This is a genomic window from Neoakkermansia glycaniphila (genome assembly GCF_001683795.1).
Classification (GTDB): Bacteria; Verrucomicrobiota; Verrucomicrobiia; order Verrucomicrobiales; family Akkermansiaceae; genus Akkermansia; species Akkermansia glycaniphila.
Window position 1 is genome coordinate 134,297 of record NZ_LIGX01000041.1, and the last position, 24,443, is coordinate 158,739.

The 24,443-nt window shown below is 57.8% G+C and carries 19 protein-coding genes and 1 tRNA gene; 12 read left to right on the forward strand and 8 right to left on the reverse strand.

Going from position 1 to position 24,443, the window contains the following annotated elements; genetic code table 11:
• Window positions 1-390 precede the first annotated feature (390 nt).
• Window positions 391-1,299: a M28 family peptidase gene (locus AC781_RS12530; protein ID WP_067777953.1), complete on the forward strand. Its 909-nt coding sequence runs from the start codon at window positions 391-393 to the stop codon at window positions 1,297-1,299.
• Between the two features lie 124 nt (window positions 1,300-1,423).
• Here the strand turns inward: AC781_RS12530 and AC781_RS12535 are convergent, their stop codons facing one another.
• Window positions 1,424-3,568: a polyribonucleotide nucleotidyltransferase gene (locus AC781_RS12535; RefSeq protein ID WP_067777806.1), complete on the reverse strand. Its 2,145-nt coding sequence runs from the start codon at window positions 3,566-3,568 to the stop codon at window positions 1,424-1,426.
• Window positions 3,569-3,928: 360 nt separating this feature from the next.
• Between AC781_RS12535 and AC781_RS12545 the strand changes: the two genes are divergently transcribed.
• Both AC781_RS12545 and AC781_RS12550 read left to right on the forward strand, forming a co-directional pair.
• A complete protein-coding gene (locus AC781_RS12545) occupies window positions 3,929-5,188 on the forward strand; it encodes a TlpA family protein disulfide reductase (RefSeq protein ID WP_067777808.1) in 1,260 nt (419 codons plus the stop codon).
• A 9-nt stretch (window positions 5,189-5,197) separates the two neighbouring features.
• Entirely contained in the window at window positions 5,198-6,547 is a 1,350-nt protein-coding gene (locus tag AC781_RS12550) for a CCA tRNA nucleotidyltransferase (RefSeq protein ID WP_083077090.1), read from the forward strand.
• On the opposite strand, the gene AC781_RS12555 is transcribed toward AC781_RS12550, so the two are convergent.
• Window positions 6,520-6,978, reverse strand: a complete 459-nt coding sequence (locus AC781_RS12555) for a GNAT family N-acetyltransferase (RefSeq protein WP_067777809.1) — start codon at window positions 6,976-6,978, stop codon at window positions 6,520-6,522. The two genes, AC781_RS12550 and AC781_RS12555, sit on opposite strands and share 28 nt — an antisense overlap.
• Before the next feature lie 20 nt (window positions 6,979-6,998).
• Window positions 6,999-7,772 (reverse strand): zinc metallopeptidase, encoded by a 774-nt coding sequence (locus tag AC781_RS12560; RefSeq protein WP_083077093.1) that lies wholly within the window; start codon window positions 7,770-7,772, stop codon window positions 6,999-7,001.
• 416 nt (window positions 7,773-8,188) lie between these two features.
• Here AC781_RS12560 and AC781_RS12570 point away from each other — a divergent pair, with 416 nt between their 5' ends.
• Window positions 8,189-8,563: a hypothetical protein gene (locus tag AC781_RS12570; protein WP_067777811.1), complete on the forward strand. Its 375-nt coding sequence runs from the start codon at window positions 8,189-8,191 to the stop codon at window positions 8,561-8,563.
• A 177-nt stretch (window positions 8,564-8,740) separates the two neighbouring features.
• Here AC781_RS12570 and plsX read toward each other — a convergent pair whose 3' ends face one another.
• The 3 genes from plsX to AC781_RS12585 all read right to left on the reverse strand — a co-directional run bounded on the left by plsX (window position 8,741) and on the right by AC781_RS12585 (window position 10,611).
• Entirely contained in the window at window positions 8,741-9,772 is a 1,032-nt protein-coding gene (plsX, locus tag AC781_RS12575) for a phosphate acyltransferase PlsX (RefSeq protein ID WP_067777812.1), read from the reverse strand.
• Between the two features lie 103 nt (window positions 9,773-9,875).
• Window positions 9,876-10,067 (reverse strand): 50S ribosomal protein L32, encoded by a 192-nt coding sequence (gene rpmF / locus AC781_RS12580; protein WP_067777813.1) that lies wholly within the window; start codon window positions 10,065-10,067, stop codon window positions 9,876-9,878.
• A gap of 55 nt (window positions 10,068-10,122) precedes the next feature.
• Entirely contained in the window at window positions 10,123-10,611 is a 489-nt protein-coding gene (locus AC781_RS12585; protein ID WP_067777814.1) for a YceD family protein, read from the reverse strand.
• Between the two features lie 133 nt (window positions 10,612-10,744).
• Between AC781_RS12585 and AC781_RS12590 the strand changes: the two genes are divergently transcribed.
• The 3 genes from AC781_RS12590 to AC781_RS12600 all read left to right on the forward strand — a co-directional run bounded on the left by AC781_RS12590 (window position 10,745) and on the right by AC781_RS12600 (window position 15,437).
• Window positions 10,745-10,829: transfer RNA gene (locus AC781_RS12590), tRNA-Leu, on the forward strand.
• Between the two features lie 479 nt (window positions 10,830-11,308).
• On the forward strand, window positions 11,309-14,473 hold the full coding sequence (locus tag AC781_RS12595) for an autotransporter domain-containing protein (protein WP_067777815.1): 3,165 nt from the start codon (window positions 11,309-11,311) through the stop codon (window positions 14,471-14,473).
• Between the two features lie 193 nt (window positions 14,474-14,666).
• A complete protein-coding gene (locus AC781_RS12600) occupies window positions 14,667-15,437 on the forward strand; it encodes a hypothetical protein (protein ID WP_067777816.1) in 771 nt (256 codons plus the stop codon).
• Between the two features lie 263 nt (window positions 15,438-15,700).
• Here AC781_RS12600 and AC781_RS12605 read toward each other — a convergent pair whose 3' ends face one another.
• Together AC781_RS12605 and AC781_RS12610 are read right to left on the reverse strand one after the other, a co-directional pair.
• Window positions 15,701-16,936 carry a tetratricopeptide repeat protein gene (locus tag AC781_RS12605; protein ID WP_067777817.1) on the reverse strand — a complete coding sequence of 412 codons (1,236 nt, stop codon included), beginning with the start codon at window positions 16,934-16,936 and terminating at the stop codon, window positions 15,701-15,703.
• Between the two features lie 73 nt (window positions 16,937-17,009).
• On the reverse strand, window positions 17,010-17,909 hold the full coding sequence (locus AC781_RS12610) for a class I SAM-dependent rRNA methyltransferase (RefSeq protein WP_067777818.1): 900 nt from the start codon (window positions 17,907-17,909) through the stop codon (window positions 17,010-17,012).
• 119 nt (window positions 17,910-18,028) lie between these two features.
• Between AC781_RS12610 and AC781_RS12615 the strand changes: the two genes are divergently transcribed.
• The 5 genes from AC781_RS12615 to AC781_RS12635 all read left to right on the forward strand — a co-directional run bounded on the left by AC781_RS12615 (window position 18,029) and on the right by AC781_RS12635 (window position 24,432).
• Complete coding sequence (locus tag AC781_RS12615; protein ID WP_245741024.1) at window positions 18,029-18,973, forward strand: ABC transporter ATP-binding protein; 945 nt, start codon at window positions 18,029-18,031, stop codon at window positions 18,971-18,973.
• Window positions 18,974-18,985: 12 nt separating this feature from the next.
• Window positions 18,986-19,864 carry an ABC transporter permease gene (locus AC781_RS12620; protein WP_083077095.1) on the forward strand — a complete coding sequence of 293 codons (879 nt, stop codon included), beginning with the start codon at window positions 18,986-18,988 and terminating at the stop codon, window positions 19,862-19,864.
• Between the two features lie 31 nt (window positions 19,865-19,895).
• Window positions 19,896-21,515, forward strand: coding sequence for a DUF7088 domain-containing protein (locus AC781_RS12625; protein WP_067777819.1), 1,620 nt, complete (start codon window positions 19,896-19,898; stop codon window positions 21,513-21,515).
• A gap of 13 nt (window positions 21,516-21,528) precedes the next feature.
• Window positions 21,529-23,712: a DUF4340 domain-containing protein gene (locus tag AC781_RS12630; protein ID WP_067777820.1), complete on the forward strand. Its 2,184-nt coding sequence runs from the start codon at window positions 21,529-21,531 to the stop codon at window positions 23,710-23,712.
• Between the two features lie 75 nt (window positions 23,713-23,787).
• Window positions 23,788-24,432, forward strand: a complete 645-nt coding sequence (locus AC781_RS12635; RefSeq protein ID WP_067777821.1) for a hypothetical protein — start codon at window positions 23,788-23,790, stop codon at window positions 24,430-24,432.
• The last annotated feature ends 11 nt before the right edge of the window (window positions 24,433-24,443 follow it).

The following is a 24,443-nucleotide window of genomic DNA, read 5'->3' on the forward strand; positions in this document are numbered from 1 at the left end:
TCGTTTTTTTTGCCTTTTCGTGGTCATTTGTGCCTTTTTTTGCGATATTTTTTCTGTCTTTTTATGATGATAATTATTTTATGGTAAAAGATTAATATTTTTTATCATTTTTCTTAGCCATCCGAAGGGGGCGCAGTAGAGTCGGGCGCATTTTCGCGTTTTTTCAAGGCAAATTTTTCTTTTCAAAATTGTGACATGTGCGTGTTTTTTTATCTTTTTATTTTGGTTGAAGCCGGTTTTTTTCTCGTTGAATGTACGATGGATGGCAATTCGGCGTTTGCTCTTGACGAGTTGCTCTTTTTTCAGGTAGTGTCGGGCATGCGTGTTTTGCGTTTTTGGCTTGTTCGTGTGGTGTTGCCGCTGTGTGCGGCTCTGGTTGTGGGGGGCTGCATGATTTCCCAATGCAGCGGTCCGGAGCATGCCGGCAGGCTTGAGGTGAAGGATGGTTTGCCCGCGAGGCTGGAGAAGCATGTGAGGTTTTTATCGGAGGATTGCCATCCGAGGTCGGTGGGTTTCCCGGCGAATCAGGAGAAGGTGCTGCGCTATATCGAGAAGGAGCTGGAGGGTTGCGGCGGGGAGGTGAAGAGGCTGCCGTTCAAGGCAGGGGAGAGGACGTATGAGAATGTGCAGGTGGTGTTTCCCGGCCGCAGGGCGGAGCGGGTGGTGGTGGGCGCCCATTACGATTCATGCGGGGAGACGCCGGGGGCGGACGATAATGCGAGCGCCGTGGCCGGTTTGCTGGAGCTTGCCCGTATGATGAGGGGGTGCAAGCCCGAGTGTACGGTGGAGCTGGTGTTTTATGCGAATGAGGAGCCTCCTTTTTTTGCGACGGAGCATATGGGGAGTGTGCATCATGCGAGGTCTCTGGTGAGGGACGGGGTGCCGGTGCGGGCGATGGTTTGCCTGGAGATGATCGGATTTTTTTCCGATGAGGACGATAGCCAGTCGTATCCGGCGCCGGGGATGGGGTTGCTGTTTCCCGACCGGGGGGATTTTGTAGCTGTTGTGGGGAACTGGGGGAGTTTCGGGCTGGCGAGGGGTGTGCAGCGCAAGCTGGCGGAGTTTTTGCCGACGGTGAGGCTGAATGTGCCGGATGTGGGGCTGGGGCTGGATCTTTCGGATCACAGGAGTTATTGGGCGGAGGGGCTGCCAGCCGTGATGGTGACGGATACGGCTTTTTTCCGGAACAGGAGTTACCATCAACCGACCGATACGGCGGATGCTCTGGATTACAGGCGTATGGCGGGGGTGGTGAAGGGGGTGTACGAGGCTGTGAAGGAGCTTGCCTCCGGCGAGTGACGGCGGAGCCCTGAGAAGGTTGCACGGAAGGAGCCTGGGCTGCTGCCGGAGGAGGCCGAAGGCGGTATGAAAAAGCCGCACCCGGTATCCGGATGCGGCTGGTGATGAGGTTGTGAGGCCAGGTTTATTCGGTGATGCCTGCGTCTGCGGCGTCCTTGGCCTTGGCATCGCGCTGGGCGGCGCGGATGGACATTTTCACGCGGCCTTTTTCATCGATGCCGATGCATTTGGCGGTGACGATGTCGCCGATGTTGACGACGTCTTCCGTTTTCTGCGTGCGGCCTTCGGCGAGTTCGGAGATGTGGATGAGTCCGTCTTTGCCCGGGAGGACTTCCATGAAGGCTCCGAAGGTGGTGGTGGAGACGATTTTACCGGTGTAGAGTTCACCGATTTCGATTTCCTGGAACATGCGTTTGATGAGGTAGAGTGCGCGGTCGAGGCCTTCCTGTTTGGAGGCGTAGATGCGTACGGTGCCGTCTTCTTCGATGTTGATGTCGGTGCCTGTTTCGGCCTGGATGGCTTTGATGTTTTTGCCGCCGGGGCCGATGAGTTCGCCGATGCGGTCCTGCGGGATGCTGGTGGACTCGATGCGCGGGGCATTCGGGCTCATGGTTCCCGGGGTGCTGATGGCGGCATTCATGGTGTCGAGGATCTGAGTGCGGCCGTTTTTGGCGAGGACGATGGCTTCTTCAAGGATGGAGAGCGGGATGCCCGGGAGCTTGAGGTCGAGCTGGTAGCCCGTGACGCCTGCTTCGGAGCCGCAGAGTTTGAAGTCCATGTCGCCGTAGAAGTCTTCGGAGCCGATGATGTCGAGCAGGGTTTCATGGCGTTCCATTTCGTTCTGTTCGTTGAAGACGGTGACAAGGCCGACGGAGATGCCGGCGACGGGGCGCTTGAGAGGTACGCCTGCATGGAGGAGGGACATGGTGCCTGCGCAGACGGATGCCATGGAGGTGGATCCGTTGGATTCCATGATTTCCGAGGATACGCGGATGGCGTACGGGAATTCGTCTTCCGCCGGGATGACGGGGGCGATGGAGCGTTCCGCAAGGGCGCCGTGGCCGATTTCGCGGCGGTTCTGACCTCCGAAGCGGCCGGTGTCGCCGACGGAGAAGGGCGGGAAGTTGTAGTGCAGGATGAAGCGTTTTTCATCTTCGCCGCCAGTGTAGGAGTCGAAGTATTGTTTGTCTTCGACGGGGGCGAGGGTGGCGAGGCACATGGACATGGTTTCGCCGCGGGCAAAGAGGGCGGAGCCGTGGACGACGGAGGGCAGGCAGCCTACTTCCGCGACGAGGGGGCGGAGCTGTTTGAGCTGGCGGCCGTCGGCGCGTTTGCCTTTTTCCATGATGGAGATGCGGAAGGCTTTTTTCTGGATGTATTCGAAGACCTGTTCGATGTCGAAGTCGGTGGCTTCGGGGTGGCGAGCCTTGATGGCGGTTTCGACTTCGTCGCGAAGGGCGCCGACTTTTTTCTGGCGTTCGACTTTGGAGTCGGCGTAGATGGCGGCTTCGATGCGGTCGCCTGCGATTTCGTATCCGATTTCGAGGAGTTCGGGTTTGGCGACGCAGAGTTCGTAGCTGCGTTTTTCCTTGCCGCAGAGGGCGCGGAGTTCTTCCTGTTTTTCACAGATGACGCGGACGTTTTCCTGTGCGAAGTGGAGGGCTTTGATGAATTCTTCTTCCGGGAGTTCGTTGGCCGCGCCTTCGATCATGATGACCTGGTCTTTGCTGCCGACGTAGACGAGGTCGAGGTCGCTGTCCTTGCGTTCGGTGTTGGTGGGGTTGATGACGAATTGGCCGTCGATGCGGCCGACGCGGACGGCGCCCACGGGTTCGGCGAAGGGGATGTCGGAGACGACGAGTGCGGCGGATGCGCCGTTGATGCTGAGGATGTCCGGGTCGTTTTCACCGTCTGCCGAGAGGAGGATGGCGATGATCTGGGTGTCGTAGAGGTAGCCCTTCGGGAACATGGGGCGAAGGGGGCGGTCCGTCATGCGGCAGGTGAGGATTTCCTTTTCGGTAGGACGGCCTTCACGTTTGAAGTAGCCGCCGGGGAACATGCCCGCTGCTGCCGCTTTTTCCTTGTATTCGACGGAGAGAGGGAAGAATGTCTGCCCTTCCTTGATTTTGGTGGCGCTGACGGCGGTGACGAGGATGACGGTGTCTCCGCAACGTACGGTGACGGCTCCGTCGGCAAGGCGTGCCATTTTGCCTGTTTCAATGGTGATGGGGGTTGCGCCGACGGCGCATTCGATGGAATGTATACTCATTGTATATTGGTTTCTTCTTGCATGGGCCGGGGCTTCACCTGCAAGAGCCGGCCCGTGCGGTTGCTCTTGTTGGCTTGAGGGTGATCCGGGCACGCCCAGGAAATGGGTCGGCCGACCGGGCGCTCCGCTCTTCCTCTGAATGGGAGGGGCTCATGCGCTGCCGGGCGGCAGGGCAGGTGGTTGAAAAGCTTCACAAGGCCTGCCGGATCATGGATACAGTGCAACTCTACAGCTGCCTGCACGACCATGTTAACAGATGTTTCACAGTTGGGCAAGCACATATTGCGGGAGTGTGTGCCGGGGGCGGTTCGGGGCGCAGTGGCGTCTTGACTACCCGGGAAATGGTGATAGGATGATGGCATGAATTGGTCATCACTTCTGTTGTGCGCGTTGGCGGTTTCTTCCATGCAGGTTTTCGGCAGCGAGGAGGGGATGAAGCAGGCGCTTGCCAAATGGAATAGCCAGGTGAGCGACTGGACGACTGCCTACGAGCACGCTTCTTCGGATGCGGATAAGGAGAAGCTGCTGAAGATTCAACCCGATGTGCTGGCGGCGGGGAAGGAGTTGTGGAAGGCGGTTCCCGTTGCGGAGTTTAAGGAGTCGTGGGCGTTTCCGGCGGTGGCGTGGTGGATGAATAATCCCGATCTTCTGGTGGCTGTCGTGCCCGAGAAGGAGCGTGCAGCGGCTGCGGAAGCTTTGCTGGCAGCCATGGAGAAGGTTCATTTTCTGTCGCCCGCCGCGGCCGATGTTTGTGCGGCTTTGAGTGCGGGGGCGTCTGCGCGCATGTATAAGGTGCTGGAGTCGATTTATCTGTCGAATTCCAGTTCGAGGGCGAAGGGGTGCGCGGCCTTGGGGATGGCGGTTATGCTGGGCAAGTCGTCGGAAGCCGAGCAGCGCGAGTATGTGTTCGGCGGGGCGGAGTTGGCGAGGAGCCAGAGGCTGCTGTATGTGAAGGAGGCTTTGTTGCGCTGCCCCGAGGCTCCGTTCGGAGGTTCGACGGTGGAGGCCGTGGCCGTGGAGGAGGTTTACCGCCTTTCCCATCTGGTCGAGGGGCGCGTGCCTCCGGCTCTGGAGGTGAAGTCCGCCGACGGAGCGACGGTGAAGCTTCCTTCGACGGCGAAGCCGACGCTTGTTTTGTTCTGGTCTCCGGAGGATGAGACTAGTCTTTCCATTATGGCGATGATGGACGAGTTCCGTTCGAAGCATCCCGGCATTGCCGTGTGTCCTGTGGTCAGCGGGGTGAAGCTGGCGGATCTGCCCGGGGTGATGGAGAAGAGAGGTTTGCAGGCGGAGTCGTATGTGGATGAGGAGGGTAAGGCGGTGGCGGATTACCGGTTGCCGGCTCTGCCGTATGCGTATTTGATCGGCGTGGACGGTAAGACGATTTATTGCGGGTATCCCGATATGGCGCTTCAGGCGAAGATACGCGAGTGTGTGAAGGGGCTGGAAGGCGATGTTTCTCCTGCACCGCAGGCTGTTCCTGTGGCTTCTCCTGCTCCGGAAGGCCGCCCGGTGCCCAGTCCTTCCGCGCCCGTTGCTGCAGGAGCGGCTGCCCCGGCGCCTTCCTCTCCGGCTGCTGATGCGGCTCCGCCGTTGCGCCCGATGCCAAGTTTCAAGTGATTGCCGTTTATGGGGGTTCATGTGCAGGATGCTTCGGGGATCGAGGGTGAGGCGAGGGCTGTCGCTTTTCGTTTGCGCGAGGCGGGGCATGAGGCGTTTTTCGTGGGCGGGAGCGTGCGCGATCGTCTTTTGGGGCTTCCGGTGAGGGAGGTGGATATTGCGACTTCGGCGAGGCCGGAGGAGGTGCTTCGGCTGTTTCCGAATTCGTGGGCGGTAGGGGTGAGTTTCGGCGTGGTGCTGGTGCCGGGCGGGAGGTTCCATTTCGATGTGGCGACGTTCCGGGAGGATGGGGAGTATCTGGACGGGAGGCACCCGGAGGGGGTGCGTTTTGCGACAGCCCGCGAGGATGTGGAGCGGCGGGATTTTACGGTGAACGGGTTGTTGGAGGATCCGGTTTCCGGCGAGGTGATCGATTATGTGGGCGGTTTGGAGGATTTGAGGCGGCGGGAGCTGCGGGCGATCGGCGATCCGGAGCGGCGTTTCCGGGAGGATTCCCTGCGCCTGTTGCGCGGTGTGCGGCTGGCGGTGACGAAGGGGTTTTCTCTGGAGGCCGGGACGTGGCAGGCTTTGCGCAATTTGGCTTTTTTGATCGGCCGCGTGGCTCCTGAGCGGGTGCATCAGGAGCTGGACAGGATTTGGCTGAGCTCCGGGCGGGGAAGAGGGCTCGATTTGCTGATGGATTCGGGGCTGATGGGGGAGGTGGTGCCGGAGTTTTTGGCGTTGCGCGGGTGCGAGCAGCCTCCGCAGTGGCATCCGGAGGGGGATGTGTATACGCATACGCGGATGATGCTCGATTTGCTGGAGGGGGAGCCGTCTCTCTCGCTGGTGTGGGCGGTGCTGCTGCATGATATCGGCAAGCCTGCGTGTTTCCGTGTGGATGAGACGGGGCGTATCCGGTTCAATGGTCACGATGCTGTGGGCGCTTTGCTGGCCGGGGAGATTCTCCGGCGGTTGAAGTATTCGCGGGAGATGGTGCAGTCCGTGGTGAGGAAGGTGGAGCGGCATATGCAGTTCATGAATGTGCGGAGTATGCGCTCCGGGAAGTTGCGCCTTTTTATGGCGGGCGCGGATTTCGCAGATGAGCTGGCTCTGCACCGGGCGGATTGCCTGGCTTCCAATGGCGGTTTGGAGAATTACGATTTTGTGTGCGGGGAGCTGGCGAAGCTGAAGGATGTTCCGGTGTTGCCTCAGCCGTTGTTGCAGGGCAGGGATCTGATGGCGCTCGGTTTGAGGCCCGGGCCTTTGTTCAGGCTGGTACTGGAAGGTGCGTTGATCGAGCAGGCGGAAGGTTTGTTTGCCGATCGCAAGGGTGCTTTGAAGTGGCTGGCGGATTATGTGTGTTCCGCGTCCATGGCCTGAGGGTGCCTGATCCAGCGGAGGTAGGGGATGCCTTCGATGGTTTCCTCCTGTGCCGGGGTGAAGCCCAGCGATGTGTAGAAGGAGTGGAGGCTGCCGCCCGGTTCGTCGTTTTTCCGGAGGGCATGGAGGTAGATGGGGCGTGTGTGGCCAAGAGATTCCATGGCGGCACGCATGAGCGCTGTGCCGAGTCCCTGGCGGCGGATGGTGTGGCGTACGGCGAGGTAGCCGATGGCGGCATGCGAGGGGGAGTAGATGAGAGCGGCCGCGATGGTGGCGCCGCTGCGTATGCAGAGGACGCTGCCGCGGCCGATGTTGCGTCGGAATGTCCGGCTGTAGTCTGCTTCGTCGTAGTCGGGGAAGGAGTCGCGCACGCTTTCCGCCAGTTCGAGCAGGGCGGGGATGTCCCGGTGCCGTGCGGCAGAGATGAGCATGCGCGAGGAGGATGGCGGGGTTAGCGCCTGTCGTTCATGGCGGAGAAGAAGCGCATGGCGTAGTACAGGAGCATGGCCAGCGAGGAGAGCGCACCGACGACGTAGGTCATGGCTGCCCAGAAGAGGGCGCTTTTGGCCTGGTTGTATTGGATGGCGTTGCTGACTCCGGATGCCTGTATCCATGCCAGGGCGCGGCGGGATGCATCGAATTCGACGGGGAGGGTGACGAAGGCGAAGAGGGTGGTGAGCGCAAAGAGGGCGACGCCGATGCCGAGTACCCACGGGGAGCCGCCTGCTGCCAGCAGGATGATGCCGAGCATGAGTACCCATTGCACGAGGTTCGAGGAGAGCTGGACGATGGGGACGAGGGCTGAGCGCATGGTGAGCCAGTGGTAGGCCTTGGCATGCTGTACGGCATGACCGCATTCGTGCGCGGCGACAGCTGCCGCAGCGACGGTGTGTGCTCCGTAGACGGTTTCGCTGAGGTTGATGGTTTTGTCTTTCGGGTTGTAGTGGTCCGTGAGGCTGCCGGGTGTGCATTCGACGGTGACGTCGTAGATGCCGTTTTCTTCAAGCATGCGTTCGGCGATCTGTTTGCCCGAGAGCGGGATTTCCATCTGGGAATATTTTTCGAAACGGCTTCTGAGCATGTAGCTGACAAACCAGCTTGCCAGTACGGATGCGCCGACGATCCACCAGTACCAGGCGATCTGCGAGTAGGCTCCGTAACTCGGCGAGGAGTCGTAACCCGTGTTGTAATAAGCGAGTATCAGGGAGTCAAATAAGGAATTCATGCCAGTGTTTGAGTCTTGTTACGGTTGTTTTGTTCAATTTTTGTTGGCGAAAGTTTTCGCCGCATTCAAATACGCAGGGAGCGTGTCATTTTTTTCAGAAAAGGCATTGACAGAAGTAGAGGATAGGTTATATTCTCGCGCGTGCAGCAGAAGAATATTCCATCAGTCACTTTGCCGACGAGCGATTACGATCGCATGGTGCGCATGAGCAATCATTCTCTGGTCAGCATCCTGAGAGAGCATGTGCTGTCGGTTCATCGGGTTCAACGTTTTTCGCCCCGTCCGCCGGAAGATCACGATGCGTATGCCGTGAACCGGTGTCCGGATCATATCATCGTCCATTTGTGGAGGGAAGGCAGGGAGATTTTCCAGTGCGTGTTCGTGCCTCCGGTAGAGTATTAGCAAGTTTTTTTGCGATGAAGGGGTTGTTCGATATCGTCTGTGTTCTGGGGCTGGCAGCTCTGTCCGCGTCGTGCCAGGTTCAACGGCCCGTGTCGGAGGTGTGGAAGCCGGTTCCCCGTTTTGCCGTTCCCCAGCATCAGGTGGAGGAGCAGGATGTTTATGTGATTTCCGCCCGGCCGACGGAACCCAGTACGGTGGTCGGTTCGTTCCATGTGGACAGGAATGCCCGTATGAATATGGAGGATGAGGAGCTGCAGCGGCATATCCGCGTGCAGGCTGCCGCCATGGGTGGGAATACGGTGGTGTATTCGGATCATCAGACGAAGGCAGAGGTGCTTTACGTCCATGAGGAGACGAATAGTTTCCACGGCGGGGATGATGTGGAGTAGGGCGGCGGTTTGTCCTCCTTTCCGTTTTTCCGGTCGTTTGCGTGGCCGGGCTGTCTCCGGCGTATGAGGAGTGAGGATTTTGCCTGTTTCGGCGGCGGGCCGGAGGGTGCAAGAAGAACGCCGCCCCAGCTTTGATGCGGAGGCGGCGTGAGTATGAGGTTTGTTCAGCGGTGTGAATCAGGCTGCGCTGATGTCGCCGAGTTTCTGCATGGCTTCGATGATGCGCGGGTTGATGCCGTTGCGGTGCATTTCGTTGGCGATGCGGATGGCGTTGAAGATGGCGGTGCTGTTGGCGCTGCCGTGGGCGATGATGGATACGCCGTTGACGCCGAGCAGGGGGCTGCCTCCGGTCTGGTTCGCATCAAGGCGGAGTTTCATGGCGTTGAAGGCGCCTTTCATCATGAGTGCTCCTGCCATGCGGACGGGGGATGCCTTGATTTCCGCCTTGAGCCATTTGCCGAAGGCTTTGGCTGTGGCTTCGCAGGTTTTGAGCAGGACGTTGCCGGTGAAGCCGTCCGTAAGGACGACGTCGAGTTCGTGTTCGAAGAGGTCGTGGCCTTCGACGTTGCCGACGAAGTCGAAGGGGAGTTTGCCGGCCGCTTCGAGGCGGCGCATGAGTTTGAGGGTGTCTTTGGTGAATTCGTTGCCTTTGCCTTCTTCCGTGCCGTTGCTCATGAGGCCGACCTTGGGGTTGGGTTTGCCGAAGATTTGCCGTGCCATGATGGAGGCCATGATGGCGTAGCCGACGAGGTGGGTGGGTTTGGCATCCGGGTTCGCCCCGGTGTCGGTGACGTTGCAGACGCCGTATTCGTTCGGTAGCTGGGTGACGATGCCCGCGCGTTCAACTCCTTCGAGAAGGCGGAGTTTGATGGTGGAGGCGGCGACGGCCGCTCCGGTGTTGCCCGCGCTGAGGACAGCATCGCATGTGCCGTTTTTGACGAGATCCACGGCGAGGGACATGGAGGAGTTCTTTTTCTGGCGCACGGCCATCAGGCCGGATTCTTCCATGCCGACGACTTCGGGTGCATGGACGATTTCGATGCGGGGGGAGGCGAGGCCGATGCCGTCGCACCCTTTTTGCAGTGTGGTTTCATCTCCGACGAGGTAGATTTTTTTGACGTCGGGAAAGGCGGAGAGTGCCAGCTGGGCTCCCTCAAGGTTGATGGCTGGGGCGAAGTCGCCGCCCATGGCGTCGAGAGCAAGTTTCATGTTTGGATGCGCCAAGTATGCGGGAATATGGAATGAAGTCAATGCGAAAAACCGTCTCGCACAGCAGGCGGGACGGTTTTTGAAAGAATCGCTGGAAGCCGGATCAGGCTTCGACTTCGATGATGACTTCGGCGCCGCTGCGGGTGGTGTAGGTCTTGCAGGTCGGGCAGGCCGTGTGGCCGGGGACGCTGCTGCCGCACTTCGGGCACTGGCGGAGTTTGGGTGCACGCCATGCCTGAGCGGCGAGACGCGTGCGTTGCTTCATCTTGGATGTTCTGCGCTTGGGAGCTGCCATAATCGTGTATTTGAGTTAAAGGTGTGTGAACTGTGCGATTGCGGGGGAGGGAAGCCTATTTTTTGCCGAGGTCGTCAAGGGCATCCCAGACACTGCTGCCACCGTGGGCGGAACTTTCTACACCATGTTCGGGGTGTTTGTCCAGTCCAAAATCATTATTTTCGAGATTTATTTGACATGAGAGGCCCGCCAGTTCGCATTTCGGGTAGTTCGGGAGTTCCAGTACGATTTCTTCGCGGAGTTCGTCGGTGGCATCCACTTCCGCTCGGTCGCCGATTTCGATGGAGACGGCGATGTCGTCCAGCGCGATGGTGTGTTCGAAGTTTTGTAGGCATCGGGCACAGCGGAACCGGAAGGGAGCGGAGATGCTGCCGCGAAGGAAGAGTTCGGTTTCGAAGCGTTCGACGTCGAGATCGTAGGAAAGAGGGCCGATTGAGGAGATTTCTTCCGAGTCGATGCCGAAAATTTCACCGTCCACTTCTCCGGAGATGTGCATTCCTTCTTCCGGGAGGGTATCGAGCGGTATTCTCAATTGTTTCTGCATGGCTTGAGACTACGGCGGGAGGTGTCGAATGGCAAGGAAATTTCCCGTTTTCAGATTTTAATGACACTTGGTTCATTTTTTTTTCTTGCGGGCGGGCGGTGGTTGTGGTTCAATACGCCCATCCCAATGACGTGCGCACGTGGCGGAATTGGTAGACGCGCTGGTTTCAGGTTCCAGTGAGTAACATCGTGGAGGTTCGAGTCCTCTCGTGCGCACCAAACTTTTATAGGCAGCAGTAATGCTGCTTTTTTTGTGCCTCCTTGGTATGGTGATGGGCAGGTGCGGGAACGGGTGCAATTTTTGGGTTGTGCCAAAGAGTAGGCGGACGGGTTCTTTGGCTGGATGCTCTGCGGAAGTTCATGTCGAATCGGCGTGTCTCGGAGTCGAACGAATATGGCTGATGCTGCATTTTGTTTTTTAGAATGTTTATAAAATACTGAATAACAATGCGATGATAGTTGTATTTTTCTCAAAATTCTCATAATGATATTATTATGTATATTTCTTTGTCTATGTGATTGTTGCGTTATATTTTATTAAATATAAGAATATAAACAAATTACGAAGATGTCGAAATAATTTTTCGAATTTTCTTGCTTTGTTGTTTGATTGTAATTATATCTCCGCGCAGCTGCTATCAATATTGTATGTTTTGCAATTTGCAGTGGCTTCAGTACAGAATCAATACGATAAATAAATGAGATTGAAATTACCTTACCGCATCTTGCAAGCGCTGCTTGCCGTATCTGCGCCTGCTTGGGCGCAGTCCGTCAGCGTATCCAGTTGGGACGACTTCAAGGCCCAGTGGGATGCCGGCGAGAGAGACTTTGTCTTCACTCAAACTATTGTGACTCCCGAAAATACGTCTACTGCTCTGGATCCCAATATCGATTCCAATGTTCCGGCCACTTCGGGCCTGTTTGTGAATACAGGGCAGTCTTTGACGATTCATGGCAACGGAAATGTGCTCGGTTCGGATGATCATAATCACGATGTTCATTCTTTTGCCATTGCCCGCCCGATTGCCAATTTCGGCAGCCTGAACGTAAGCGATTGCATTTTCCAGAACAATTTCGCCAGTGCGACGAGCCAGATGAAGGGCGGTGCGGTCTATACGGGAGACGGTTCGGTTTCTTCGTTTACGAATTGTTCTTTTATTGGCAACCATCTGGCGGGGGAGAGTTCCAGCATTCTGGCCGGCAGCGGTGGAGCCTATTTCAACGGAACGTCCAATACGGCGGCTCTCGTGTATATGGCGCGTTCGACCTTTTCCGGTTGTATTTTCGAGGATAATTTCATCAATATCAAACGTACGTCCACGGACCTCCAATTCACGAATGCCGAAGGTGGCGCATTGATCAACAATGCCGATTCGACGGTCGAGATTTCGGGCGGCAGCCGTTTTACCCGTAACGCGGCGATTGCGGCATCACATTCCAATACGAATGCAATGGGGGGCGCCATCTTCAACGACGGCAAGCTGATTGTTTCCGATACCGTTTTCGAAGGCAATCTGGTTCGGGCTCTAGCCGATGCTGATGCCATGCAGCACGATTATGCCCAGGGCGGCGCTGTGTATCATAACGGATGGCGTACGTATGGCAATTACATGACGCTGACGCGATGCCTGTTCTCCGGTAATATGGTCGAGGGCGCCGGGACGAACGGCGGCGGCGCCATTTTCACGTCTGCTGCTGCAGGCAATGTGTCGCTGGTGGATTGCAGCTTTTTGAATAATACGGTTGCAGCCGGGCTGACTTCCGAGGGCGGCGCCATTTATCATGGAGCAACCAACGGGTTGTTCAATATGGTTGCGCAGACCATGGCCGTGGTTTTCCGGGGCAATAAGGTCGATTACGATGCCGTGGCAGGTAGCGGCCGCGCCAACGCGATTACGTTCAAGGGAGGAAATGGGTCGAATTCGGTGTATGAGTATGATCTTCGGGCATCGGGTGCGGTCAATGCTCTCTCGGGAGAGGCCGCTTCCATTCTGTTCTACGATCCTGTCGAATTCAAGCAGGTGTCGCCTACGAATTTCAATATCAACCGTACGGACGGTACGACCGAATATAGCGGCAGCGTGGTGTTCTCCGGTGAGGATTTCATCAACGGCAATCAGGCCGATCGCGTTTCCACGGCGAACGATAAAACAAGGCTGGTGCAGCATAACGGCGTTTTGGAGATTCGCGATGGTGCCATTGTCGGTGCGGCTTCTACGGCGGCGCCCGATACGATTGGCGCAGGAGCGTATGAATTGAAGAAGGGCGTTCTGCAAATGACCGGCAGCGGCGGGCTTCTTGCATCCGCTTTCTCTTTCAATACGAACAATTCATGGAAGGATGCGATTCTTCGGGCCGATTCCGGTTCCCGGGTGACTGCTTCGACGGCTGATTTCAGCCGTGGTTTCACATTCGATTTCAATCCGTTCATCAATGCAGCTCCCGGTGCGGGCAATCCTCACACATCCGGTTTGCAGGTACACGCCGTGTCGTCGCTGCTGGGCGGCATGCTGGGTGTTTTGGATAATCTGACGCTCGATTATTACATGAATCCCCTGTGGCGCGAGACACAGAAGTTCCTTGCCCTCAATTTCGTGAATCCCGATGGGACGACGACGGGGGATTTCGATAGCGTGATGTCCCACAAGTACGAGAGCAATACGGTGGACGATGTGCACGGCTATCAGGGTACATGGAGCGAGGAATGGGTGACGAATGCCGACGGGACGAAGGAGCTGTACGTGGTCTGGACACCCGTGGCGACGGAACCTGAGGAGCCGGAAGAACCTGAGGAACCGGAAAATCCCGAAGAACCTTCCCAGCCTGAACAACCGGAAAACCCCGGTGGCGGCACGGAACCGGGCACTCCCGGCAAGCCTTCCAATCCGGAGATTCGCGAGATTCTGCCTGAACTGGCCGGAGATATGGCGATGAATTCGATGTGGAATACGCGTTCCAATATGCAGTCGATGAGCTCCGCCGCTCTCGGACAGGTGGGACTGCAGCGCTACAACCTCGACCATGCCTGGAATTACTGGGGGCAGGGGCTGGGCGATTTCGATATGCACCGCAGTTCCGGCAATCGCGACGGGTTCGATTACCACGGGTACGGGTATGCCGTGGGTGCGGACCGCCGTTTCGACGAGAGCAATTGTGTGCTCGGCGTAGCCTTCGGCAGCCTGTACGGTACCAGCAAGAGCCGGAGCTTCATTGCAAGCATCGACCAGACGAGTACCATCGGCATGCTCTACGGCGGCTGGATGAAGGAGTTCGACAAGAAGAACGTGCTTGATGTGACGGGTTCCGCCTCTTATGGCGTGACGAGCAACAGGCTCCATACGTACTATAGTGATGGAATGCAGTCCGGCGGCAAGTGGCATAACAATGCCGTGCGGCTGACGCTGAATGCCGAATGGCTGCACGACCTCGGCAATAACTGGACGTACTCCGCCTTTGTCGGCGCCGAGTACGATGATGTGACCCAGAAGTCGTTTACCGAGACGGGAGACCGCCCCCGCCGCTTCGGCGAAGGGAAGCTTCGCAATCTTGCTCTCCCCGTGGGAATGGGCATCAGCAAGCAGTACGGCTTTTCGGACGGCAAGGTCTGGATCCATAATCTGCGTGCCGCCTATCTGCCCGATGTGTACCGCAAGAATCCTTCGGCGACGGCGACGCGCCTGACGGAGGACGGTTATTCATGGACTGCCCGGGGTGTGGATATGGCTCGCAACGCTGCGAGGATCGAATATGATACGCGCCTGATCATCAACCCGACCTGGAGCGTGTTTGCCGGTTATGCCGTCGAGCTTCGCAAGGATGCCGTCGATCACAACGTGAATCTTGGCGTGAGCGCATCGTTCTAACCGCACCTGCTCGCAGGTATCGTTTCATCCCGCAGGGTTGCTCCTGCGGGATGTTTGTTTGTGTGTGGAGGGTGCGTTTGTTTTTCTTGCCAGCGGTTTCCTGTTGTGTATAATGGCGGCATGGAGTCGTTTCAGGGTGTGGTTTGTTGCCGTGCCGGATGCGGGCTTCCGATCAACCCAACAAGAGATAACTATGCGTAAGTCCCTGTTTTTGGCGGCGCTTCTGGCAGCCGCTCCCATGATGTCCTTTGCTGCCGATTTGCCCGTGAAGGTGGAAGTGATCGGTGTTCAGGCCGATTTTGTCGATGACGATACGGAGCAATACCAGAAGGTCGAGAAAGGTTCCGTGATGGTGCTGCAATTCACGGCGCCGGAAGGGAAGGTTTTTCTCAAGAGCAATACATCCCGGGATGTCGTTTTGCCTTGCAATGACGGCGCAGGCAAGGCTCTTGAAGATGCGGGTATCAAGATGTTCTTTTCCAAAGTATCCGAAGATGGCAAGAAAATGGTCTGCTCCGCTTCGACGACTTCGCTGACGCCGGATGGCGTGCTGCAGCTCGTGGGCGATGTGCCTGTGACAATGGTGAAGGGTAAGGTCAAGCAGCCGGCTGCCTTGTTTGAAGTCAGGAAGGGAGCCAAGGGCAATGTGTCCGGGTATAAGGTGGAGATCAAAAAGGTCGAACCCTCGAACAACAATAAGGGAAAGACCGATGTGACGATTGAGGTGACCGGGAAGGATTTCGTGGCGGATATGGAGTTTACGTCGCTTGACGGAAAGAAGCTGCAGGCTGATAAGCATATGACGATGACGTCGAATATGGGAAGCACGTCCGTTGGCACGTATAACTATACTTTCGATGCGAAACCCGAGAAGATGAATGTGGTCGTGTCATTGTGGCAAGGTTCGGAGCAGTTGAATGTTCCTGTCAACGTGAAGGCCAATTTGTCCGGTCCGGTGAAGTAAGTTTGCCGCAAGGCTTGTTCCGATTTATGCCCCGCCCCGGTGCGGGGCATTTTTGTGTTTGGAATCAATTGTGCAAGATTCTTATGTGGTCGTGTGTGGTTGCATTGCGCGGTTGGGTGTGTTCATGGAATAGATGAGAGAATCTGTTGGGTAGGCGATGTGCTACCATGTATCCGATTTTCTTTTATACGGATAAAAAAGGCTTGTTCCATGCGGGGAACAAGCCTTTTGAGGTTTGGAAATGATTAGACCGGTATGGAGAGTTATTCGTCCATTTTTTTGAGTTCGATGGAGGCGAATTTGTCGCCTTGGGCTGCGGCCTGTTCGAAGTAGGCGCGGGCTTTGTCGAGGTCTTTGCGGACGCCGTAGCCGTAGCGGTGGAGGATGCCCATGTTGAATTGTGCGGAGGCGGAGCCTGCGGCGGCTTCGTTGCGGCAGGTTTCGATGAGTTTGCGGCTGTCGTCCGCCGAGATGCGGAGGGCGGAGGTGGCGGTTCTGTATTCGCTGCCGTATTTGACGAGGGAGGGGGCAAAGCCGAGCTGGGCGGCTTTTTCATTCATTTTCCGGGCGTCGTCGTTGCTTTTGCGTGTGCCAAGGCCCGTTTCGTAGCATTGGGCAAGGAGGAAGTAGGCGCGTGCGGATGAAGGGCCGTTGCCGCGTTCGGCTGCCTGCTGGAAGTTGTCGAAGGCGGTTTTCTGAGAGTTGCGGTCTTTTTCGAAGCAGAGTCCGATGCCTTTGGCGACGAGGGCTTCGGTGATGGTGTCGCGTTCGTCTTCGGCGGGGGCAGGTTTTTTGCCGGGAGTTTTGCCGTCCGTGTCTCCGGTGTCTGCAATGGCGGTGTCGTCGCCTCCGTCTTCGTCGTCGAAGATGAATTCGTCGTCGCCTTCATCCGATGCGCCGTCGACGGTGTCGATGGTTTTGATGTTTTTCCAGTCGTCAAGCGATCCTCCGGTGGTGATGCCTGCGATGCCCATGCCTCCGTGGGTGACTTTCTGGAGGGTGTAGATGACGTGGAATTTGCCGTCGTCAGCCGAGCGTTCGACGCCGACGGTGAGCATGCCGTCTTTGAGCATGTAGGAGTGCATGGGGGCTTCCTGTCCTTTTTTGATTTCGGAAGCTTTTTTCCATGGAGGGGTGTTTTGGGGGCGGACGTTGTGTTTGCTTTCCATCGCCTGGGTGGTGGCGACGTAGTAGGCTTTGAGTTTTTCGTCGTATTCGTCATCTCCAAAGGCGCGTTCTCCTACCCATTTGATGGTGTCGAGGGTTTTCTTTTTGAAGGTGAAGTGGAGGGTGAAGGGCTGTTTGGCGATTTGTTCCTTGGTGATGAAGGCTCCATCGATTTTTTTGCCTTTGTGGGCGGGGTTGCGTTCCAGTTCGCCGCTGTTTTTGAGTTTTTTTGCGACGGCTGTTTGTTTCATGCCGAAATCAAGGCCGTAGGGGGCTGCCTGAAGGACGCCTGCCAGAAGGAGGAGGGCGGTGATGATGGAGGTGGTTCGCATGGTGTGTGCTGTTCGGGTTCAATGTAGCATGCAGAAGGGGGGCGTGGCAAGGTCGAAGTGTGTAACAGAAGGGTCACAGCGGGATGGCGGCGGTTTCCGCCCAGATGCATTTGAGGTAGTCTTCACCGGTGTATTCGGGCGGCATGGGATAGGAGACGAGCCGTGCGCCGGGGAGGGCTTGCCGGAGGATGGAGCGGAAGTCTTCGTGGCCGAGTTTGCGGCAGTTGGTGGTGCAGAGGAGCCAGCCGCCGGGGGCGAGGCAGGCGGCGGCTTTGCGGGCGAGGTCTACGTAGCCGGTTTCGACGCGCCAGATGCGGCCTTTGGCATCTCGCGAGAAGGTGGGGGGGTCGAGGATGATGCCGTTGAATCGGCGTTCCTGTTTGGCGAAGCGGTCGAGCCAGTGGAGAGTGTCTCCTTTGCAGTAGTGGTGGTGGGCGAGGTCGAGGCCGTTGAGTAGGAAGTTTTCCCGTGCCCATTCGAGGCAGGGCTGGGCGAGGTCGAGGGTGGTTGTTTCCGCTCCTCCGAGGGCGGCGCAGACGGAGAAGGCTCCGGTGTAGGCGAAGGTGTTGAGGATTTTCTGGCCGGAGCGGCTGCGTTTGAGGACGCGGCGGCGGTTTTCCCGCTGGTCGAGGAAGAGGCCCTGGGAGTAGCCGGCGGCCATGTCGATGCGGTAGAGGATGCCGTTTTCCCGGATGGTGTATTGCAGGGGGGCTTCGGGGCCGCAGAGGTGGGCGGGGGGCTGTTTGTTGTCTTTGTCGAGCTGTTTATGGTAGGTGGGCGTTTGCAGGCTGCGGAGCTGGGCGAGGAGGTCTGCGGGGATGGCCCGGTCGCGGGTGGAGATGAGGAGGCGGTCGCCGAGGGCATCGATGAAGATGCCGCGCCAGGTGTCGCCGTCGCTGATGCGGTAGGCATCCGTGTCTGCGGGGATGAAGCTGCGTTTCTGCTCGATGAGTGTCTGGAGGCTGCCGGGCATGGCGCGAGCTTATCCGAACTCTGCGGCTGGTGCAAGCCGGAAGTCCCGGCGGCTTTGTGCGGGGCGTTCGATTTTCGTCTTGATGCAACGGGAGATATACGTTAGTATCGTTTCCGGTCATGAGCGAGATGGTTGTAGCCGAGCATTTGTCGAAATCCTTTGGGCGCGTTCACGCGGTGCGCGATGCTTCCTTTACGATTTGCAAGGGGGAGATCGTCGGTTTTCTGGGGCCGAACGGCGCGGGGAAGACGACGACGATGAAGATGCTGACGGGCTATTTGCCGCCGAGCGGCGGGACGGCTTCGATTGCCGGGTTCGATATTCTCGACCATTCGCTGGAGGCTCGCCGCCATATGGGGTATATGCCCGAGAATGTGCCGCTTTATGACGATATGCGGGTGACGGAGTATCTGGCATTCCGTGCGCGGTTGAAGGGGATTCACGGTTCCGATGTGAGGAAGGCGGTCGGGGAGTCGATCGAGCGGTGCGGGCTGGATGTGATGAAGCGGAGGATGATTCGCACGCTGTCGAAGGGCTACCGCCAGCGCGTAGGGCTTGCCGATGCGCTGCTGGGCCGCCCCGATCTGCTGATTCTCGATGAACCGACGAATGGGCTTGATCCGAACCAGATTCGCCAGATCCGCGAGCTGATTCGCGAGCTGGCCGCCGACCATACGGTGATTCTTTCGACCCATATTTTGAGCGAGGTGGAGATGGTGTGCAATAAGGTGGTGATTATCGACCAGGGGCAGATCAAGGCTTCCGATACGCCGTCGAATCTGACTCGCGGCCTGCGTGCAGCCGGGCGCATTTCCATCGAGTTCAAGGGCGATCTGGAGCCGGTGGTGACCGATATCGAGGCTTTGGAGCTGGTGAAGAAGGTGATGCACGAGGGGACTTCCCCGGAGGGCTGGCATACGCTGGTGGTGCGCGCCGAGGCCGGTACGGATACGCGCGAGCATGCCGCTGCGATTATCGCGAAGCATGGGTTCGCGCTGCGCCATGTGTACCGCCATATGCCGACTCTTGAAGATGTGTTTGTCGAAATGACCCGTAAGGATTGATTGTTTAAGCTTATGTCCGATTCCGAACAAGTTTCCGTTTCTCCGAAGAAGTCCGCATGCGCCGCATGCCGGTGCCTTGGCAGGCTGGTTTCCCGCACCGGGAGGTATGCTTCTTCATGTCTGACGATTTTCGGCAAGGAGCTGAGGTCGTATTTGATGACTCCGTTCGGCTGGGTGATTCTGGCCTGCGTGATGGGGCTTCAGGGGTTTTCCCTGAATGCCGCGCTGAAGATCGTGAAGGATGCGCCGCAGCGTGACGGTCTGATGTTCATCATGATGTCGCTGCCGGTGTTCTGGTTTTATTTTCTGTTCATTTTCCCGCTGATTACGATGCGGACGTTTGCCGAGGAGGAGCGTATGGGTACGTTGGAGACGCTGCTGACGGCTCCGGTGACGACGGGGCAGGTGGTGCTGGGCAAGTTCGCTTCCGCGCTGGTGTTTTACATGGTGCTGTGGGTGCCGCTGATGCTGTATCCCTGGATGTCCGGGCTGGCGAATGCGCTGACGGAGTTTCAGTACGGCTATCTGCCGAGTGCGACGCTGGAATACAGGATGGCCGATTGGATGGGTACGTACCTGATTCTGTTCCTGCTGGGCGCGTGGTTCATCTCTCTGGGGATTTTGTGTTCGTCGCTGACGAGGAGCCAGATTATTGCGGGGATTGTGACGATCGGCGTGCTGATCAGCTATTTCTTCCTCGGTTTGGTGCCGATGCTGTGGGGCGAGTTTCCGGCGGCGTCGATTTTCCATTACATGTCCTGCAAGGAGCAGCTTGATGCGTTTACGAACGGGCTGGTGGATACGCGCCCGGTGGTGCTGTACCTGACCTTGACGGTGCTGACTCTGGCATTGACGGTGCGCATTGTGGATTACCGCCGCTGGCGCCGATGAGTTTTTTCCCCAACCTTCATTTCTTTTTTCGATGAACGATCAAGTCAATCAAACAGGCGAAGAGAGTCCGGCGGAATCCGGCTCCGGGACGGCTGACGTGGCCCGCAAGGCGCACCGCAATCCGCTGGCATGGCTGAATCTTGTGCTGCTGGCGCTGGTGGTGCTGGCGGCGAACTATATCGGCTGCAGCGAGTATTACCGCCGCGATCTGACGGAGGATCAGAGGTTCACGATTTCCGAGCAGACGGTGAATGTGCTGCAGTCGAAGCTGGTGCAGGATCGCAAGGAGCCGGTGAAGGTTATTTTCGCTTTCCTGCGTTCGACACAGAATTACAATCGCATGTATGCCCTGCTGGAGGAGTACAGGCGCTATGGCAACGGCAAGGTGGAGATCGAGTGTTTCGATCCGCTCCGCCAGCCGAACCGCGCCCGCGAGATTTCCCAGCTGTATGGGGTGGATTACAGGCAGAATCAGGTGATTATCGATGCGAGGCCGAATACGTCGGCTCCTCTGAAGACGTTCGAGGACGATAATTCGGAGCGCCGTTTTACGCGCGTTTGCCCCGGCGATGCGTTCGTGAAGTACGAGACTTCCGCCGACGGCCGGACGAAGCGCGCCGTGGCACTGATGATGGAGGAGATCGTGACGTCGCAGATGATCGGGGCCCTGGAAGGTTCCGCCCGCAAGCTGTATGTGGTGGTGGGCCTGGGCGGTGTGGCGCAGGATGATAATTCGCCCATCATGTCGCTGGGCCGCATTTGCAATTCCCTGAATCTTTCGATGGAGTCGCTCGACCTGAAGAAGGTGGATGCGGTGCCGGACGATGCCGCCGGTGTGCTGCTGATCGGGCCGAAGTACGATCTTGAAGACCGCGAGATTGCGATTCTGCGCAAGTATTGGCAGGATCATTCTCCGGTGAAGAAGCTGGCTCCCGGCGAGGCGATGCCGACCGAGGTGAAGGATGATTCCGCCGTGCCGGCTGCCTTGTTCGTGGTGCTGGATCCGCAGGCCGCGAAGCTGGAGCGCCTGAGCAGGTTCCTGCGCGAGCAGGGAATCCGCCCGCAGTATGACCGCGTGCTTCTGGCCGACCGTGCCCGTGCGTATTTCGATATCGATGCCGAGTTTCCGTCCGACTCGCTGATGTGCATGCGTCCGTTCTGGGATACGGGTACGCACGTGGAAGGGCAGAGTATGTCGCTGAAGCTGGAACATGCCAGCGAGATGATGGCGGGGATGAAGTCGCTGCAGTCGTATCCGCTGATGATGGCGTCGGAGGCGTATTACGGGGAGACGAATCCCGATCTGGCTCCGCGTTTCGATGTGCTGGAGGATAACAAGGGGCCGCTGTGCCTGGCCGCTGCCGTGTCGATGGGCAAGTCCAGCGAGAATGCGCGCATGGTGGTGTTCGGCAATACGGAGATGATGGCTCCTGACAAGATCAAGCATGAGCAGATGGATTTCATCCGCACGATGCTGGCCTGGATGACGGATCGCGAGGAGTTTTCCGGAAAGACATCGAACCATGATATGACGCTGAAGATCAATCTGGATAGTAAGTCGATGAGTTTTCTCGAGTTCCTGACGCTGATCGCGATGCCGTGGGGCGCGCTGATTATCGCGCTGATTATCTGGAATACGCGCCGCCACTGATTGTTTCGGGATCATGAGAATCGTACGCACCATTTTTCTTTCTCTGCTGGCCGCCTTTTTCGTGACGGCGGCGGTGCTGCTTTCCATCGACGGCAATCTGTCCCGCCTGACGGGGTGGAGCCATTTGCGGCCAGGCGACAATCTGTTTCCGGGAGGCAAGGAGGTGTTCGATACCGTGTCCTGGATGCGTATTCAGGATGCGGACGATATGGTGGAATGCGAGAAGAAGCCGAACGGCACATGGTGGGTGACGAAGCCCTATTATGACCGCATGGATCCCGCCATGGCGCAGGCGATCGTGATGTTTTCCGAGAATGCGAAGATTGTGGATTCCCTGCCGCTGAATAATATCGTGCGTGGCAGTATGCGCGAGTTCGGCGTGGAATCCAGCCCGCTCCATTTTACGCTGAAATCGCAGGATAAGGAGGATGGCCGAGCGACGACGCGCGCCCGTTTTACGCTGGGTTCACGCGTACCGTGGTATGTGATGACGGAAGACGCCCAGAGCAAGCAGATGTTGCCCGGCGAGACGGTGTATCTGCGTACGCCGTTTTATGGGAGGGATAAGCGTATTCATGTGGTGACGCTGGGTGAGATTCTCCGCGTGTTCCAAAGCGGCATGGCCCATGTGCGCGACCATAGGCCGCTTTTGTTCCATGAGAAGAACGTCAAGGAAATTACGATTGAGCAGGATGGCCGCAAGCTGGTTGTGGGGTTGGATTCCACCGGCAATAAGTGGCGCATTCTTTCTCCTCTTAGTCTGGCGGCCGACGAAGCTGCCGTGATGAAGCTGATCGTCGATTTGCAGAAGCTGAGTGCTGACAAGATTTCGGAGCCGCAGGATATGCCGATTCCCCGGGAAGCGAAGGATCGTGCGACGAAGGTGACGCTGGCATTCCGAGGCAAGGAGGCTCCCGTGACCCTGTCCCTTTTCCTGCCGGAAGCGACGGAGGCGAACAGCCATGTGACCCACGGGCTGGCGACTGTGTCCGATCGCGACGCCGTTTTCCAGATTCCGCTGAAATCCACGACCCATGAAGAGAAGGGTGAGGTGAAGGTGGACCGGGTAGGCATGCGCGATTTGCCGCTCACTCTTTCCGAATTGCGTTCGCGCAGCTTTACGGATATTGTGCCGGACAATGTGGTCAGGATGTCCCTGTCCAAGGAGGGGATGCGGTATCCGCTTCTGCTGCAGTACATTCCCGGCGAAGAGTTGGGCCGCGTGGAGGCGAAATGGCTTTACAGTGCAGATCGCAAGCCGTTCCGCGATGCGGATATGGCGCAGGTGTCGGAGCTGCTGGCGGCGCTTTCGCACTTGCCGGTGGCGGGATTTGCCACGGATCCCCTGAGCGAGTCCGGCGATTCTTCGACGGATGCGGCGCGCTTCGGCCTCAATGCGCCTGCATATACGCTGATGGTGGCGATGCGGCCCTGTACGGAGCGGGCAAGGCTGTTCGGTCGCGATGTTCCGCTGGTCAAGGATAAGGCCGTGAGAACCTATGTGTTCCGCCGCATGAAGCATGGCAATACCGGCGTGTGGTACGGCAAGGAGCTGGGCAAGCCCAGCGTGTATGAAATGAGCAGCAAGGCCATGGGGGCTTTTTCCAGCGATCCTCTGGTATGGGAGCACAAGAAGCTGCTTTCCTTCCTGACCTATCAGGTGAAGCATCTCGGTATTTCCAAACTGCCGCGTTCGGGCGAAGCCCGGATGGAGACGCTTGATACGACGTACGATTATCTGGACGAATCGTGGAAGGCTACGAAGGACGGCGAGGATGTGTCCGCCAAGCTGAATCCCCATCGCGCCAGTTTCTACCTGAAAACCCTGCAGGAGATGAATGTCAGGATGTGGCTCGATTCCGAGGATGAAGAAGCACTCAAGGCTTTGGAAACTCCGCTGTGCCGCATTACGCTGGATCTCGAAATCGAGGAAGCGCCGGATATGGTCGTGATTGATGCAGAGAAGCGGGGCGGCCCTCAGGATGCATCGGATGAGGATGTAGACCGTGCCTTGCGCGATGCCGCCATGGGCAATCTGCCCAAGAGGAAGGAGAGCTATACCATCGAGCTGGCGCCGTCATCCGTACTGAGCGGCAAGAACGGGTATTTTTACGGGAGGATCAGCGGCCGCAAGGAGCTGTTCACCCTGCCTCTCAATACCGTGCAGGTTTTGTTCAGCGATCTGATGGAGCACTAAACCGTGCGCGGGCAGCCCGCGAGTAGGACACGCTGTCCTGTTGACGGAGCGGCGCAAGTCTGGCAGTCTAGGCGCGTGTTGTGGAAGTTGGCACTGTTCGTGACGGCAATCGTCTTTTTCGTGTTGGCCTCGTTGCGGTATGGCAAGGGAGTGTTCCCCCTGAGAGCCGTCAAGGGCCGCGTGCTTCCTTCGTTTCCGGCTCCCGAGGGGTTGATTGCCCGGCTGGACGGGTTCGACCGCCGCAGTCGCGAGGTGAAGACTTCTTTCATGCCCTGCGTTCTGAAAGACGGCGGGGTAGCCTTTCCGAAGCGGTGGAGCCATGAAATTACGATCGGTTCCGTAGCCGGTGTGGCACATACATGGGCGCTTGCCTGCATGGCGGAGGCTGATCCCGAGGGGCACAAGGTGCGGGAGAATGCGCTGCTGCGTGCGGCGATTGTGCCGTTTCTGAGTTTTCTGGTTTTGACGGTTCTTTGCGTTTTGGGCCGTATTCCCGTTTCGGCGGCTGTGGCTGCTTTGGCGATCGTCTGGGTGCTGATGGCTTTCAGCGCGGTGATGTCGCAGATGCGGGAGTGGAAGGCCGTGGAGGTGGCGAAGGCCGGGTTGCGCGAGGCGGGGCTTTGGCCGAAGATGCCCGGTACGTCCGCCGCGCTGGAGCAGGCCCTGAAGGCGCATGCATGGTGCCGCGTGGGCGGTTTTTTCCGCTATTATGCGCGGTGAGGGATGCCCGT

What these genes read in the sequence shown, in the direction of transcription:
- AC781_RS12555 (WP_067777809.1), bottom strand. Translation starts at nt 6,978, where the DNA reads ATGCTCATCTCTGCCGCACGGCACCGGGACATCCCCGCCCTGCTCGAA.
- AC781_RS12530 (WP_067777953.1), top strand. Translation starts at nt 391, where the DNA reads ATGATTTCCCAATGCAGCGGTCCGGAGCATGCCGGCAGGCTTGAGGTG.
- AC781_RS12595 (WP_067777815.1), top strand. Translation starts at nt 11,309, where the DNA reads ATGAGATTGAAATTACCTTACCGCATCTTGCAAGCGCTGCTTGCCGTA.
- AC781_RS12600 (WP_067777816.1), top strand. Translation starts at nt 14,667, where the DNA reads ATGCGTAAGTCCCTGTTTTTGGCGGCGCTTCTGGCAGCCGCTCCCATG.
- AC781_RS12585 (WP_067777814.1), bottom strand. Translation starts at nt 10,611, where the DNA reads ATGCAGAAACAATTGAGAATACCGCTCGATACCCTCCCGGAAGAAGGA.
- AC781_RS12550 (WP_083077090.1), top strand. Translation starts at nt 5,198, where the DNA reads ATGGGGGTTCATGTGCAGGATGCTTCGGGGATCGAGGGTGAGGCGAGG.
- rpmF (WP_067777813.1), bottom strand. Translation starts at nt 10,067, where the DNA reads ATGGCAGCTCCCAAGCGCAGAACATCCAAGATGAAGCAACGCACGCGT.
- AC781_RS12560 (WP_083077093.1), bottom strand. Translation starts at nt 7,772, where the DNA reads ATGAATTCCTTATTTGACTCCCTGATACTCGCTTATTACAACACGGGT.
- AC781_RS12545 (WP_067777808.1), top strand. Translation starts at nt 3,929, where the DNA reads ATGAATTGGTCATCACTTCTGTTGTGCGCGTTGGCGGTTTCTTCCATG.
- AC781_RS12620 (WP_083077095.1), top strand. Translation starts at nt 18,986, where the DNA reads ATGTCCGATTCCGAACAAGTTTCCGTTTCTCCGAAGAAGTCCGCATGC.
- AC781_RS12630 (WP_067777820.1), top strand. Translation starts at nt 21,529, where the DNA reads ATGAGAATCGTACGCACCATTTTTCTTTCTCTGCTGGCCGCCTTTTTC.
- AC781_RS12610 (WP_067777818.1), bottom strand. Translation starts at nt 17,909, where the DNA reads ATGCCCGGCAGCCTCCAGACACTCATCGAGCAGAAACGCAGCTTCATC.
- AC781_RS12615 (WP_245741024.1), top strand. Translation starts at nt 18,029, where the DNA reads ATGAGCGAGATGGTTGTAGCCGAGCATTTGTCGAAATCCTTTGGGCGC.
- AC781_RS12605 (WP_067777817.1), bottom strand. Translation starts at nt 16,936, where the DNA reads ATGCGAACCACCTCCATCATCACCGCCCTCCTCCTTCTGGCAGGCGTC.
- AC781_RS12625 (WP_067777819.1), top strand. Translation starts at nt 19,896, where the DNA reads ATGAACGATCAAGTCAATCAAACAGGCGAAGAGAGTCCGGCGGAATCC.
- plsX (WP_067777812.1), bottom strand. Translation starts at nt 9,772, where the DNA reads ATGAAACTTGCTCTCGACGCCATGGGCGGCGACTTCGCCCCAGCCATC.
- AC781_RS12535 (WP_067777806.1), bottom strand. Translation starts at nt 3,568, where the DNA reads ATGAGTATACATTCCATCGAATGCGCCGTCGGCGCAACCCCCATCACC.
- AC781_RS12570 (WP_067777811.1), top strand. Translation starts at nt 8,189, where the DNA reads ATGAAGGGGTTGTTCGATATCGTCTGTGTTCTGGGGCTGGCAGCTCTG.